The sequence below is a fragment of the Proteus penneri genome, from assembly GCF_022369495.1.
In the GTDB taxonomy this organism is placed as follows: domain Bacteria; phylum Pseudomonadota; class Gammaproteobacteria; order Enterobacterales; family Enterobacteriaceae; genus Proteus; species Proteus penneri.
In genome coordinates this window covers 3,943,157-3,956,175 of record NZ_CP059690.1, presented here as the reverse complement: position 1 = coordinate 3,956,175, position 13,019 = coordinate 3,943,157, and the positions used below count along the sequence as shown (strand labels likewise).

The window sequence follows — 13,019 nt, the reverse complement described above, 5'->3', positions numbered from 1 at the left end:
TTCTAAAATTATTTTTGTTGCTCTGTTTCAGCTTCCGCCTCTGCTTCTTCAGCTTCTTCTTCAGGTGTTTTTCTTCGGCCATTACCCACATAAAAACGCGATACCATGACACCAATTTCAAACAGTAAGTACATAGGTATTGCTAATAAGGTTTGAGAGAAAACATCTGGAGGTGTCAATACCATACCAACAACAAAGGCACCCACAAGAATATAAGGACGTTTTTTCTTTAACGCATCGGGTGTCGTTACACCACTCCAGCACAGTAAAATAATCGCAATAGGTACTTCAAACGCCGCACCAAACGCCATAAAGAGCGTCATCACGAAGCTGAGATACTTACTGATATCTGGAATAAAGTTAACCCCTTCTGGGGTTGTATTAACAAAGAAACCAAACGCAAGAGGGAACACAACAAAATAAGCAAACGCCATACCGAGATAGAATAATACTGTACTTGAAACAAGTAATGGCAGCATTAAGCGACGTTCGTGTTTATACAATGCTGGTGCGATGAAAGCCCATACCTGATAAAGAATAACAGGTACAGAAGCAAAAACGGATACCATGATTGTCAATTTAATCGGAGTCAAAAATGTAGAGGCAACATCTGTCGCACTCATATTTGACCCTTGTGGCAACTTATCAAGTAATGGAGCCGAGACTAATTGATAGATATCGTTAGAAAAATAAACCAGCGCTAAAAAAACCACAAGAACTGACACCAAGCTATACATCAAACGCTTGCGTAATTCTATTAAATGGCTGATCAGCGGTTGGGTATCATTTACTGCCATGTTTTAATGCTCACCATTGACCTGATCAGTTGTTTTTTTCTCTATTGTTACTGGCTGAGTAACAGGAACTTCTGTCTTTGTAACACTTTCTGCCACAGGTTTATGGCGATTAGCATCATCATTAACTTCATTAGCTTCAGCAAGTGCGGCTAAATCAGAAGGTGAAGGTTCCGTAGAGTCGGTTTTTACAGACTGCTCTTTAGTGGGATCTGGCGTTGTAGGTGCTTGATAAGTTTGTTTTAAAGACTGTGCAGCCTCTTTTAACTCATCCATAGACGCCTTCAGCTCTGGTGATAATGTTTGTAAATTCGCTTTCTCTTCAACTTTTTTCAAGCTCTCTTGGAGTTCTTGAAGTTTTAGTTCTTGAGTCAGTTCATTTTGCACATTCGCAGCCAAAGAGCGTAGCGCCCTTACCCAGCCAGCAATTGTTTTTACTGCTACGGGCAAACGTTCTGGCCCCAGAAAAACAAGACCAATCACCATGACCAATAGCAGCTGACTAAAACCAATGTCAAACACGGTTTATACCTGCTCTTTGTTTTTGCTCTCAGTTGTAGACTTCTCTTCTGTTGAAGTCTTCTGCGCTAAATTTTTAGTATCAAAATCTGCGTCGTTATTTGTTTTTTCAGCGTTGTTGGTGTCTTTATCTGCAGCTTCATCACCAATCGCTTTTTTAAAGCCTTTTACTGATGCACCTAAATCTGAGCCCAATGTGCGCAGTTTATTTGTACCAAATAATAAAACAACGATGACAGCAATGATAAGTAATTGCCAAATGCTAATACCGCCCATTTTATGTTCCTCAACTATTTTCGGGGTTATACTTAATAACAGTGCCCATTATATACAACGAATTCAATTTTCGGGAATCTCGAATTCATCTTTTAACTTGCTCAAAGACAAACTTTGATGTGTTTTTATTGTGGATTACCAGATCTAAACCAACCCAAAATCCATGCAAGAAGGCCTAAACTGATAAAAACACTGAATAATGTTTTAAAACCAGAAACAAAAAACAGGCTACCGCATAAAAACAGTGTTGTACCTATACCCAATAAAAATAGAGACTGTCTATGTTTGACTCTTTGCGAACTTATTTGTTCCGTCAATTTATCTAGCGTTAACTTCATATTTTTATGTTGCTTCAGACTATCATAAACCAGCTCAGGTATCTCTGGCATTTTTTCAATCCAGTAAGGCGCTTTACTCTTTATACCATTCACTAAAGCCGTGATACCAATTTGACTATGCAACCAATCTTCTAAAAACGGTTTTGCCGTTTTCCATAAATCCAATTGTGGATATAACTGACGCCCAAGCCCTTCAACATAAAGCAATGTTTTTTGAAGTAAAACTAACTGCGGTTGTACTTCCATATTGAAACGACGTGCAGTATTAAACAGATTAAGTAACACATGTCCAAATGAGATCTCAGACAGAGGTTTTTCAAAAATCGGTTCACATACCGTGCGGATCGCAAATTCAAAATCTTCTACATTGGTATCTGCTGGTACCCAGCCTGAATCAACATGTAATTCTGCAACTTTTCGATAATCACGGTTAAAGAAAGCTAAAAAGTTTTCAGCTAAATAGCGTTTATCTTCTTTATTTAATGAGCCAACGATACCGCAATCAATGCCGATATAATATGGATTCTCAGGGTGATCATAACTAATAAACACATTACCTGGATGCATATCAGCATGGAAAAAACTGTCTCTAAACACCTGAGTAAAAAAGACTTTTACACCTCGCTCCGCAAGAAGTTTCATATTCGTCTTTTGTGCATTCAACGCTTCAATGTCAGAAACGGGAATACCATAAATACGCTCCATGACCATCACGTTTTCATGACAATAATCTGAATACACTTCAGGAATATACAACATCGAGCTATTTTCAAAATTACGACGTAGCTGAATAGCATTTGCAGCTTCACGCAGTAAATTTAGCTCATCAAGTAATGTTTTTTCATATTCGCGGATCACCTCTTTTGGTCGTAAACGACGACCATCAGGTAAAAACGGTAATAAGTTTGCCAAGCGATACATCAAACGGATATCCGCTTTAATCACTGGTTGAATATCGGGACGAATAACCTTGAGTACCACTTCTTTGCCGTTTTCTTTTAATTTTGCAGTGTGAACCTGCGCTATAGAAGCAGAAGCCAATGGGGTTTCATCAAAATCATCAAACCATTGGTCAATAGGGCCACCAAATGATTTTTCAATATATTGTCGTGCTTTCTTACCATCAAAAGGAGCAACTTTGTCTTGCAATAAAGCGAGTTGGTCAGCAATTTGAGGAGGAAAGAGATCACGTCGAGTTGATAACATTTGACCTAATTTAATCCAAACAGGCCCTAATGTTTGCAATGCGAGTCGTAAGCGTTCACCTAATGGTTTTTCTGGATGTTGATTTTTGATCCAAAATAGTGCTCGGCATCCTAATCTTGCAGGTAAAGTAATTCGATGCTTAGGAATTAACTCATCAAGCCCATAAGATAAAAATACCTGAATAATATGATAGAGGCGCTTTAACTCACTAAGGAGCATTATTTTTTCTCCAATAAGCCTAACCGTTTTTCCAGCTCGGCAGTTTGCTGTGCAACTTCTTCTATTTCATCATAAAAATGGACGGTTTCTAATGCACTAGGTGCGGTTTTCCACTCTTCAATTAACGCGTCGCGCAAATAATCTTTTTGATGATTTAAGAGTGCAGAAAATAACTGAACGCCCTTTCCTGCAACAACAGTCAGGCTTTGCGCCGCAATGTCACCAATATAAGGTGCTAAATATTGCGCAGGGTCCCACTGTGCCATATCTAATAATGCAGACCAATTTTGAACAACCTGCATATCACCATCAATAGTGATATCGCCACGATTGATTAGTTCTGACATTTTTTGACGGTCACGAAGCTTAATCAAAGTTAATAGTTTTGTTTTTATCAAACAATCAATTTCATCATCCCACTGACTTAACACATCAACTTGTTGTTCGCTAAAGACTAAGTAAATGGAACGAGGAAACTCATTGATAGAAAGCGCCAACACTTTGCCCGCAAGGCGATTGCGGGCAGGTTTAAGCACATTTTCCTGATATAAAACATGATTAAGTGCTGTCTCCATGGATGCCGTTAACAGCGGATACAGTACTTGAGAGGCAATATCATGAGAAAAAGTGGCTTTTTCCATCTCAGAATTTAAATCCTTTGTGTAATGCAACTATACCTCCAGTCATATTGGTATAGGTAACTTGATCAAATCCCGCTTCTTCCATCATACCTTTTAATGTTTCTTGGTCTGGATGCATGCGAATTGATTCAGTTAAATAACGGTAACTTTCAGCATCATTTACAATCACTTGACCAATTTTGGGTAGGATATGGAAAGAGTAAGCGTCATAAATCTTGCTTAAAGGTTCAAGTACAGGTTTAGAAAACTCCAGCACCAGCAGGCGTCCACCTGGCTTTAATACACGAAACATTGAACGTAAAGCTTTTGCTTTATCGGTCACATTACGTAAGCCAAAGGAGATAGTGATACAATCAAAATGGTTGTCAGGGAAAGGTAATTCTTCAGCATTCGCTTGTACGTAGTTAACATTACCCACAATACCGTGATCGCGTAGCTTCTCACGTCCCATTTTCAACATTGAGTCATTAATATCAGCTAAAACCACTTCCCCATTTTCACCCACAAGACGAGAGAATTTAGCCGTTAAATCACCAGTACCGCCCGCAAGATCAAGAACGCGTTGGTTACGTCTTACACCACTAGCTTCAATGGTATAACGTTTCCAAATCCGGTGAACACCAAATGACATCAAGTCATTCATTAAATCATATTTAGACGCGACAGAGTGAAAAACCCTTGCAACCATGGTTTGTTTATCATCTTTGTCAACGGTTTGGAAACCAAAATCTGTTGTTTCCTTCGTTTGTTGAGTCATATTATTTGCCCGCTAATTAATCAAAATTTAGTAAATTTAGTACTGGTCGTTTTCAGAAGTCTTTATCTCTTTATTTTATCAAATCAATCAGATGCTGATTTTTCAATGAGATCATTATCAATCGTTTTTTTTATCTCAACCCCTAAGGATTTAAAGCCTTCCGCTTGACTGATAAGATTTCCACGACCTTCAGAGAGTTTTTTCATCGCTAATAGATAGCCAGACTGCGCTTTTTGAATACTGTTTCCTAGCCCTTGCATATCATCAACGAAAAGTCTTAATTTGTCATACATTTTAGCCGCTCTGTCTGCAATTTCTTGCGCATTTTGACTTTGATATTCATATCGCCACAATGCAGCTATTGTACGCAAAGCAACAAGTAAAGTAGATGGCCCAACTAACATAATATTGTTTTTCAATGCTTCTTCTAACAAGTCAGGAGAATGACCAATTGCAACAAGATAAGCTGGCTCTATGGGTATAAACATTAAAACATAGTCTAAAGACGTTACACCCGGTAGTTTATGATAATCTTTTACACTCAATCCTTTAATATGCGCTTTAATTGAGTTCACATGCGCATAAAGCGCTTGTTTACGTTCACTATCGTTATCACTACTAAAATACTTTTCATATGCCACCAGCGACATTTTAGCGTCGATAATGACATCTCTGCCATGAGGTAAGTGCACAATAACGTCAGGTTGATAGCGACCGCCATTTTCATGGCGAATACTCACCTGCGTTTCAAACTCATGACCTTCACGTAATCCCGAAGACTCTAATATACGCGCTAATACCGTTTCACCCCAATTACCTTGGACTTTATTGTCCCCTTTTAAGGCATTTGTTAGGTTCACCGCTTCTTGTGCCATTTTGACATTTAATTGTTGAAGCTGGCGAATTTCATGAACCAAAGTATGTCGCTCTCTCGCTTCTTGCCCAAAACCATCTTGAACTTGTCGTCGAAAGCTTTCGAGTTGTTCACGAAATGGTGAAAGTAAATGTGTTAATCCTTGGCGATTTAACTCTTCAGCTTTACGCCCACTCTGTTCGAAAATACGATTAGCTAAGTTCTCAAACTGTGTAGCAAGCCGTTGTTCACTATTAATTAATAATCGCTGTTTTTCCTCTGCGGATATTCGGCTTTCTTCCCAACGAGTTGTCACTTCTCTTAATTCAGCTTCTTGAGAAGTAATAATTTCTCTCTGAGCGCGTAATTCTTGCTCTAGCTGTTCTATATGTTGTTGTAAAGAGGGGATAATCATCGCCTTTTCTTGGGCGATAGCAAGCTGTGTATGATTTTCACGTAGCATGGTTTCTTTATCGGATAAACGTTGTTGGATAGACCACCAAACCAGCGCCCCCCCAACAAGTACCCCACCTAATAAACCAATGATCCCATATAACAACTGAATATCCACTAAAGTGACCTTTTTACTTTCCAGCGGGCTACGTTAAAACGCATAGATAATATTGTCTAGCAACAATTTATATCATGACTTGATTTGCGATAAAGGACGCAGTTATCCGATCCATTTCGCAAGCCATTGCAAACCAAAAGCACCGGGTGCCAAAATACCAAAAGCCCAAATCATGGCTGATGTTAAATTAGCTATTTGAAAATAACGTTGTGGCATCGCACAAATACCGGCAACTAACGGGACAATTGCACGAAAAGGTCCAAAAAATCGTCCAATAAACACCCCCCAAATCCCCCATCGATTAAAGAATTGATGACCTCTAACCAATGTTTGTGGTGAACGTGAAATTGGCCACAAATTTCTTACCCCCTCTTTATAGTGAAACCCTACCCAGTACGATACCCAATCACCAAAGAAAGCCCCTAACGCAGCAGCTAGCCAAATCGGCCAGAAAAACAGACCACTCTCACCAATTAAGGCGCCTAATCCCAATAAAATCACTGTGGCAGGAATAAGCAAAGAGATAAACGCGAGTGACTCACCAAAAGCAAGGAAAAACACGATTGGAATAGCCCAAACTTCGTGCTCTTTTACAAAAAGAGTGATGGTATGAATAATGTCTTGTACTGTCAAAATAGACGACCTTATATTCGGTTAACCTAAATAATATTAACCGAATATAAATCACTTTATTATTCGAGAAAATAATTTTGTAGGGCATCTCGGCTAGCAGCATCTAAACCGATATCTTTTTCTAGCCAAGTATCAACATTACCATAATGCTGATTAATACTGGCCAATGCTGTTTGCAGAAACTCTTCTTGTACTGAGTAAACATAGGCAAATTTATCAACAATGTTATCACTCATTGTTTTGGCATGTTCTTCTAAAAGATAAGCACGATAAGGCGCTAATGTTTCATTAGTAAGCAAGTAATCTTCCATCACCACATCTAAAGATGCACCAAGAGCAAATAACACTAAAGCAGAGCCAACACCTGTTCTGTCTTTGCCTACCGCACAGTGTTGCACAACCCCCCCTTTTTCAGGCTGCTTTAATAACATAGCTAATTGTTTGTAGGCAGGATTATTAATAGGTAATAATTTATATAGCTGAAACATAAAGGCTTTAGCATCAAATTGCTCAAGTATTTCAGGTGTCAACTTTTCAAGGTTTGCAGAAACTTCTTTGGATAATGGGTTTGCAGGAGCATGATAATATTGCGCGCCTTCCCAGACACGGTCTGGTTTATCAACGATTTCCCCACTATCACGATAATCAATGATTTGAAAAAGATTTTTGTCAATGAGCAGAGATTGGTCAGTATTGGTTAATCTATCCAGTGAGCCAGAGCGAAAGAGCATTCCGGGTTTAATAACACCACCGTTACTCAATTTTTTACCGCCTAAATCACGAAAGTTAATTCCGCCGACTAAAGGCAACACCGAAGGATGTGTTTGTAAGATATCAGTCATAATGCCTCTTCTCATTGTTGTATTGTTAAGACCCCAAAGACCTTAACAGAAATCAGTGTCTGTTAATACATTAACGTGATGAATTACCATACAAAAAAAGCCCTTAACACCAGAGTATTAAGGGCTTTTATATTTGATTAAAAAAACTTATTTCATTAAAGCACGAGCGGCTTCGATAACGATACCTAGCGCATTATTTTCAGTTTTCTTCAGTAATTCCGCATCTGGAATTTCTTGTTGAGTACGGTTTACGATAACACCCGCAACCATACCTGCACGTAAACCTTGGCTTGCACACATTGTTAGTAATGTTGCAGATTCCATTTCATAGTTCATTACGCCCATTTCTTGCCACTCTTTCATAGAGCCTTTGAAACGGCGAACAACGCGACCTGTATAGGTGTCGTAACGTTCTTGTCCTGGATAGAATGTATCTGAAGATGCAGTAACACCTACGTGAACAGTTGAGCCATTGTCTTTAGCCGCTTTATACAGTGCGTTCATACATTCAAAATCAGAAACAGCAGGGAATTCCATTGGTGCGAAATGCAAGCTTGCACCATCTAAACGAACTGCAGCAGTCGTCACAAGAATATCACCGACATTGATATGTTCTTGAATTGCACCAGTTGTACCAATACGCAAGAAAGTGCGGATACCTAGCTGTGCTAATTCTTCAACGGCGATAGAGGTAGATGGACCACCGATACCTGTTGAGCAGACAATAACAGCTTTGCCATCAATTTCGCCACGCCACGACGTGTATTCACGTAAAGAAGCCAGATGAACTGGGTTATCCATTAATTTTGCAATTTTTTCAACACGCTTCGGATCACCGGGAACAATTGCTAAAGTGGCACCCTGTAGGTCATTTTTGGTTAAACCTAAGTGAAATACATCAGACATATCGGACTCCTCAATGGGACAAAACCAATCTTCATTAAATTAAAAGCTACTGTATCAGTTTTACAGACCTTTTTAGTGACAAAAATCACTTATAAAGCACCAGATAAAGTAACAATTTCATAAAAATGTGAATACAATCACGAAAAATAGCATTAAAAATACATTCTCAGTAAATACATTATCAATATTCGCTGACTTCAATCATTAACTAAAACAAACATTCATCTCATCAGTATAGACGAGGTAAATACCTTAAGGCACATATACTCAATACAAATAAATATCCTCGCGAACATCTACTCTAAATAATTCAAGGTGTAGCTAGGCGACAAATGAATGAGTCGCTAGGAACATACAATAGTATGTGACTAGTGCGAATGAGTGCAGTCAACAACGCTACAACTTGAAGTATGACGAGTAGCTAGGAGCATACATAAGTATGTGACTACTGCGAATGAGTACAGTCAACAACGCTACAACTTGAAGTATGACGAGTAGCTAGGAGCATACATAAGTATGTGACTACTGCGAATGAATGTAGTCAACAACGCTACAACTTGAAGTATAACGAGTATAGCGCGTACACTACCCGCCCTTAAAACAAACATCTTAATGTGACACACACCTGTCACTGGAGTAAACATGAGCTTATTTAACCAAATTGCAAGCCTATTGGGTGGCGAAAAAATCAATCAATATAAAACTGTCCTCGACTGGGTTGAGTCTCAAGGTGGCATTGAAGGCTTAATAAAGCAATTTGATACAGCAGGTTTAAGTGAGCTTATTCAATCTTGGATAAGTACAAATACAAATTTACCTATCAGTGCTGAACAAATCGTAGCGGTTTTTTCATCACCTGTTATTAATGAACTTGCGTCAAAAATTAATTTAAGTGCAACTGAAGCCTCTGAAATGGCGGCACAATACCTACCTAAATTAATTGATAAAGTCACACCAGATGGCGTTGTGCCTAAAAACTTAGATTTAGTCAGTGCGGGGATGGATATTTTGAAAGCGAAAATTTTCGGTGGCTAAATAAATACGCTATTTTAATGCGTTTTCCCTTACAAGCCCCCATAAGAGAGAACGCATCATATTTTTAATCATCAAAATTGATTACAGCAAACCCTCTTCAATCAACGCTTCATGAAAACGTTGCTTCTCTTCTGGCGTTGCTTGAATACGTTCTAAAGGCACATCCAAAGCATAAGGGATATTCTGTTGTGGTGAATAAACGGCTAATACGTAGGTGTTTCCATTTTGCTCAATCACAATAGGCGGTGTTTTCTTATTCCCTGAATAAGTAATACGAATATCTTTACCCTCTAAATTAAGATGATAAGTGGCAATAAATTGCTTATTACTTACAACCACTTTCGCAGGAACAGCGATTAATTTTAAAGGCTGAGTGCCCACTGATAATAATGCTTTTCTCACTTTACTTGTCAGTATTTGACGATAAATAAAAAATATCACGCAAAAACCAAATAATCCGACAAAAATAATCGTGCTAATTAAACGAAGCCAAATATTATCTATCGCCACATCAACGGTCATTTTAGTCAGATCGTTTTCATCCGCAACGGGTTCAACCAATATATCTTTATTGCCAAAATCAAGAAAAGTAAAATTACGTGAAACCTCGTTACCTTCATACCGTAAATCAACACTACAATTAGTTAAAATAAATAGTTTTGAACGACAAGAGCCATCAACATCAGCATTAATAAATACGGGATTTTTACTAATTTGGTAATCATAAACAATATTAGGAATTTGATAAGCACTAAATACAGTCAATGCTAACATCACAATCACTAAAAATAAGGTACGGAATAGTCCACCATCGCCTCTTAGTGGAACTAATTTCAAAGGTCGAGTTGGAAAAGCATCTAATATTTTATCCGAAAGTTGAATGCTCGTTTGCACAATAATTATATCCATAAAATTAGAGAATTTTTGCAGTATAACAACTCTCTAGAATATCAATAATAAGATTTGCTCCTAGTTTTAATTAATACTCTTTTTTATTTATATAAAATTAGCCTGCTATTTGGATAGAGTGACTTTTTATCAACGTAACCATTCAAAAATAGCAGGCTAACAAGTAATTATTTTATTATGCGTTCTGACGTAAATATTTAGCAGCTTCAACCATATTTGCTAATGCTGCACGTGTTTCAGGCCAGCCTCGTGTTTTTAATCCACAATCTGGATTTACCCATAAACGCTCTGCAGGAATACGTGATTGCGCTTTTCTTAATAATCCCACAATCCACTCTACATTTGGCACGTTAGGCGAGTGAATATCATAAACACCTGGCCCAATTTCATTTGGGTAATCAAAGTGTTCAAAGGCTTCTAAAAGCTCCATATCTGAACGTGATGTCTCAATAGTAATCACATCTGCATCCAAGGCCGCGATAGATCCCATGATGTCGTTAAACTCGCAATAACACATATGCGTGTGGATTTGTGTTTCATCATCAGCAACAGCGGCACTTAATTTAAAAGCATCGACTGCCCAGTCAAGATAAGCCTGCCACTCATTACGACGTAACGGTAATCCTTCACGTAATGCTGGCTCATCAATTTGAATAATACCAATACCCGCTTTTTGTAAATCATCCACTTCATCACGCAGTGCTAACGCGATCTGTTTTGCAATGGTTTCACGCGTCACATCCTCACGAGGGAACGACCAACATAAAATTGTCACAGGGCCTGTTAACATGCCTTTGACTGGCTTTTCAGTTAATGATTGTGCGTAAGTTGCCCAATCCACGGTAATAGGGGCTGGGCGACTAATATCACCGATAATCACTGGTGGTTTTACACAACGTGAACCATAGCTTTGTACCCAGCCATTTTGCGTAAACACATAACCATCAAAATGCTCACCAAAATACTCTACCATGTCGTTACGTTCAGCTTCACCATGAACTAATACGTCGAGGCCTAGGTTTTCTTGCTCCGTTATCGCTTGCTTAATATGCTCACTGATATTTGTGCGATAAGCAGCCGTATCGATACGCCCTTTCTTAAAATCAAGGCGCACAGTACGAATTTCTGTTGTTTGTGGGAATGAGCCAATTGTGGTGGTTGGCCATAATGGCAAATTAAACCGTGCACGTTGTATTTCTGCGCGTTGGGTATAAGGTGAATTTCTTTCACTGTCTTGCGCTTCAATTGCCTGTAAACGAGCTTCAACTTTTGCATTATGTACACGGGTTGAGTGCTGACGTTGACGAATTGGTGCACTGTACTGTGCCAATTGATCATCATACTCGCCTTCGGGCGCATTTAGTGCCTTAGCCAACAAAGCGACTTCTTCACATTTCTGAACAGCAAAAGCAAACCAGCTTTTTACTTCATCATCAAGTTTCGTTTCTACATTTAAATCAATTGGGCTATGCAGTAATGAACAGGATGTTCCGATCCACAAAGGACGTTTACCTTTGAGCGCAATCACTTGCTGATAACGTGCACTTAAATCGGCTTTCCAAACATTTCGACCATTAATGGCACCTAATGATAGCACCCAATCTTTAGGTAATACTTGATGTAAGCGCTGCAAATCATCTTGCCCTGCTGAAATATCAACATGAAGCCCATTAACAGGTAAGTTTTTAATAATATCAAGATGATGAGAAATACCATCAAAATAGGTCGTCAGCAGTAATTTAACTTGCCCCGTTAATGTTTGATAAGCTGTTTGATACGCATTTTGCCATTCAACAGGTAAATCCAGTACTAAAACCGGCTCATCAATTTGCACCCACTCAATACCTTTCTCTTTTAATGCAGAAATAACTTGTTGATAGATAGGTAAAATATCTTTCAATAGCGTTAATCTATCAAATTCAGGGCCTTTTACTTTACCTAGCCACAAGTAAGTCACTGGGCCGAGTAAAACGGGTTTTATTTTATGACCAAGAGCTAATGCTTCATCGACTTCTTCTAGTAGCTCTTTCCATGCAAAGGTAAATGACTGGCCTTGCTGAAATTCAGGCACGATATAGTGATAGTTAGTATTAAACCATTTCGTCATTTCAGATGCCGCAACAGGTTTACCTGTTGGCGCTCTACCACGAGCGACTCTAAATAGGGTATCAAGATCAAGTGAGCCATCTTCATTACGATGACGAGGTGGCACGTTGCCTAACAATAGACTTGTTCCTAATACTTGGTCATACCAAGCAAAATCACCAACAGGTAATAATTCAACACCCGCATCTGCTTGTTGTTGCCAGTGACGAGCACGAAGTTCTTTACCAACAGCGATAAGTTCTTCTTGTGAAATCTTGCCTGCCCAATAATTTTCTTGTGCTTTTTTTAGCTCTCTATCTAAGCCAATACGAGGGAAACCCAGTGTGTGATTGCGAATTGTCATAATTAAAATCCTATTTTTAGCCGTCTAGATGTTTACACATCCATAATCTACAGGTAGTGTATAAATCACAA

At 38.7% G+C, this 13,019-nt stretch carries 13 protein-coding genes; 1 reads left to right on the top strand and 12 read right to left on the bottom strand.

Annotated elements, in window-relative coordinates; all coding sequences use genetic code 11:
* Positions 1-8 precede the first annotated feature (8 nt).
* The 10 genes from tatC to udp all read right to left on the bottom strand — a co-directional run bounded on the left by tatC (position 9) and on the right by udp (position 8,555).
* Complete coding sequence (gene tatC, locus H1225_RS17950) at positions 9-797, bottom strand: Sec-independent protein translocase subunit TatC (RefSeq protein ID WP_072064497.1); 789 nt, start codon at positions 795-797, stop codon at positions 9-11.
* Positions 798-800: 3 nt separating this feature from the next.
* Positions 801-1,316 (bottom strand): Sec-independent protein translocase protein TatB, encoded by a 516-nt coding sequence (gene tatB / locus H1225_RS17945; protein ID WP_006535548.1) that lies wholly within the window; start codon positions 1,314-1,316, stop codon positions 801-803.
* Between the two features lie 3 nt (positions 1,317-1,319).
* Complete coding sequence (gene tatA / locus H1225_RS17940; RefSeq protein WP_006535549.1) at positions 1,320-1,589, bottom strand: twin-arginine translocase TatA/TatE family subunit; 270 nt, start codon at positions 1,587-1,589, stop codon at positions 1,320-1,322.
* Between the two features lie 125 nt (positions 1,590-1,714).
* The gene (ubiB, locus tag H1225_RS17935) at positions 1,715-3,352 is read right to left on the bottom strand and encodes a ubiquinone biosynthesis regulatory protein kinase UbiB (RefSeq protein ID WP_109399589.1); all 1,638 of its coding nucleotides are present in this window, start codon (positions 3,350-3,352) and stop codon (positions 1,715-1,717) included.
* Positions 3,352-3,993 carry a ubiquinone biosynthesis accessory factor UbiJ gene (locus H1225_RS17930; protein WP_006535553.1) on the bottom strand — a complete coding sequence of 214 codons (642 nt, stop codon included), beginning with the start codon at positions 3,991-3,993 and terminating at the stop codon, positions 3,352-3,354. Before H1225_RS17930 ends, ubiB begins: the two co-directional genes overlap by 1 nt.
* 1 nt (position 3,994) lies before the next feature.
* A complete protein-coding gene (ubiE, locus tag H1225_RS17925) occupies positions 3,995-4,750 on the bottom strand; it encodes a bifunctional demethylmenaquinone methyltransferase/2-methoxy-6-polyprenyl-1,4-benzoquinol methylase UbiE (protein WP_006535554.1) in 756 nt (251 codons plus the stop codon).
* A gap of 83 nt (positions 4,751-4,833) precedes the next feature.
* Positions 4,834-6,174 carry a DNA recombination protein RmuC gene (gene rmuC / locus H1225_RS17920; RefSeq protein WP_109847915.1) on the bottom strand — a complete coding sequence of 447 codons (1,341 nt, stop codon included), beginning with the start codon at positions 6,172-6,174 and terminating at the stop codon, positions 4,834-4,836.
* A gap of 102 nt (positions 6,175-6,276) precedes the next feature.
* Positions 6,277-6,807 (bottom strand): DedA family protein, encoded by a 531-nt coding sequence (locus H1225_RS17915; protein ID WP_072064501.1) that lies wholly within the window; start codon positions 6,805-6,807, stop codon positions 6,277-6,279.
* Positions 6,808-6,866: 59 nt separating this feature from the next.
* Positions 6,867-7,649 carry a tyrosine-protein phosphatase gene (locus H1225_RS17910; RefSeq protein ID WP_161671006.1) on the bottom strand — a complete coding sequence of 261 codons (783 nt, stop codon included), beginning with the start codon at positions 7,647-7,649 and terminating at the stop codon, positions 6,867-6,869.
* Positions 7,650-7,796: 147 nt separating this feature from the next.
* Positions 7,797-8,555, bottom strand: a complete 759-nt coding sequence (udp, locus tag H1225_RS17905; RefSeq protein ID WP_006535559.1) for a uridine phosphorylase — start codon at positions 8,553-8,555, stop codon at positions 7,797-7,799.
* 642 nt (positions 8,556-9,197) lie between these two features.
* On the opposite strand from udp, the gene H1225_RS17900 reads away from it, so the two are divergent.
* Entirely contained in the window at positions 9,198-9,590 is a 393-nt protein-coding gene (locus tag H1225_RS17900; RefSeq protein ID WP_161724554.1) for a YidB family protein, read from the top strand.
* An 81-nt stretch (positions 9,591-9,671) separates the two neighbouring features.
* On the opposite strand, the gene H1225_RS17895 is transcribed toward H1225_RS17900, so the two are convergent.
* On the bottom strand, positions 9,672-10,499 hold the full coding sequence (locus tag H1225_RS17895; RefSeq protein WP_006535561.1) for a hypothetical protein: 828 nt from the start codon (positions 10,497-10,499) through the stop codon (positions 9,672-9,674).
* A 175-nt stretch (positions 10,500-10,674) separates the two neighbouring features.
* Positions 10,675-12,948 (bottom strand): 5-methyltetrahydropteroyltriglutamate--homocysteine S-methyltransferase, encoded by a 2,274-nt coding sequence (gene metE / locus H1225_RS17890; protein ID WP_161727366.1) that lies wholly within the window; start codon positions 12,946-12,948, stop codon positions 10,675-10,677.
* Positions 12,949-13,019 lie beyond the last annotated feature (71 nt).

Excerpts from the sequence above, each read along its gene's own strand:
- tatC (WP_072064497.1), bottom strand. The coding sequence starts at position 797 with ATGGCAGTAAATGATACCCAACCGCTGATCAGCCATTTAATAGAATTA.
- tatA (WP_006535549.1), bottom strand. The coding sequence starts at position 1,589 with ATGGGCGGTATTAGCATTTGGCAATTACTTATCATTGCTGTCATCGTT.
- ubiB (WP_109399589.1), bottom strand. The coding sequence starts at position 3,352 with ATGCTCCTTAGTGAGTTAAAGCGCCTCTATCATATTATTCAGGTATTT.
- H1225_RS17930 (WP_006535553.1), bottom strand. The coding sequence starts at position 3,993 with ATGGAAAAAGCCACTTTTTCTCATGATATTGCCTCTCAAGTACTGTAT.
- ubiE (WP_006535554.1), bottom strand. The coding sequence starts at position 4,750 with ATGACTCAACAAACGAAGGAAACAACAGATTTTGGTTTCCAAACCGTT.
- H1225_RS17910 (WP_161671006.1), bottom strand. The coding sequence starts at position 7,649 with ATGACTGATATCTTACAAACACATCCTTCGGTGTTGCCTTTAGTCGGC.
- udp (WP_006535559.1), bottom strand. The coding sequence starts at position 8,555 with ATGTCTGATGTATTTCACTTAGGTTTAACCAAAAATGACCTACAGGGT.
- H1225_RS17900 (WP_161724554.1), top strand. The coding sequence starts at position 9,198 with ATGAGCTTATTTAACCAAATTGCAAGCCTATTGGGTGGCGAAAAAATC.
- H1225_RS17895 (WP_006535561.1), bottom strand. The coding sequence starts at position 10,499 with ATGGATATAATTATTGTGCAAACGAGCATTCAACTTTCGGATAAAATA.
- metE (WP_161727366.1), bottom strand. The coding sequence starts at position 12,948 with ATGACAATTCGCAATCACACACTGGGTTTCCCTCGTATTGGCTTAGAT.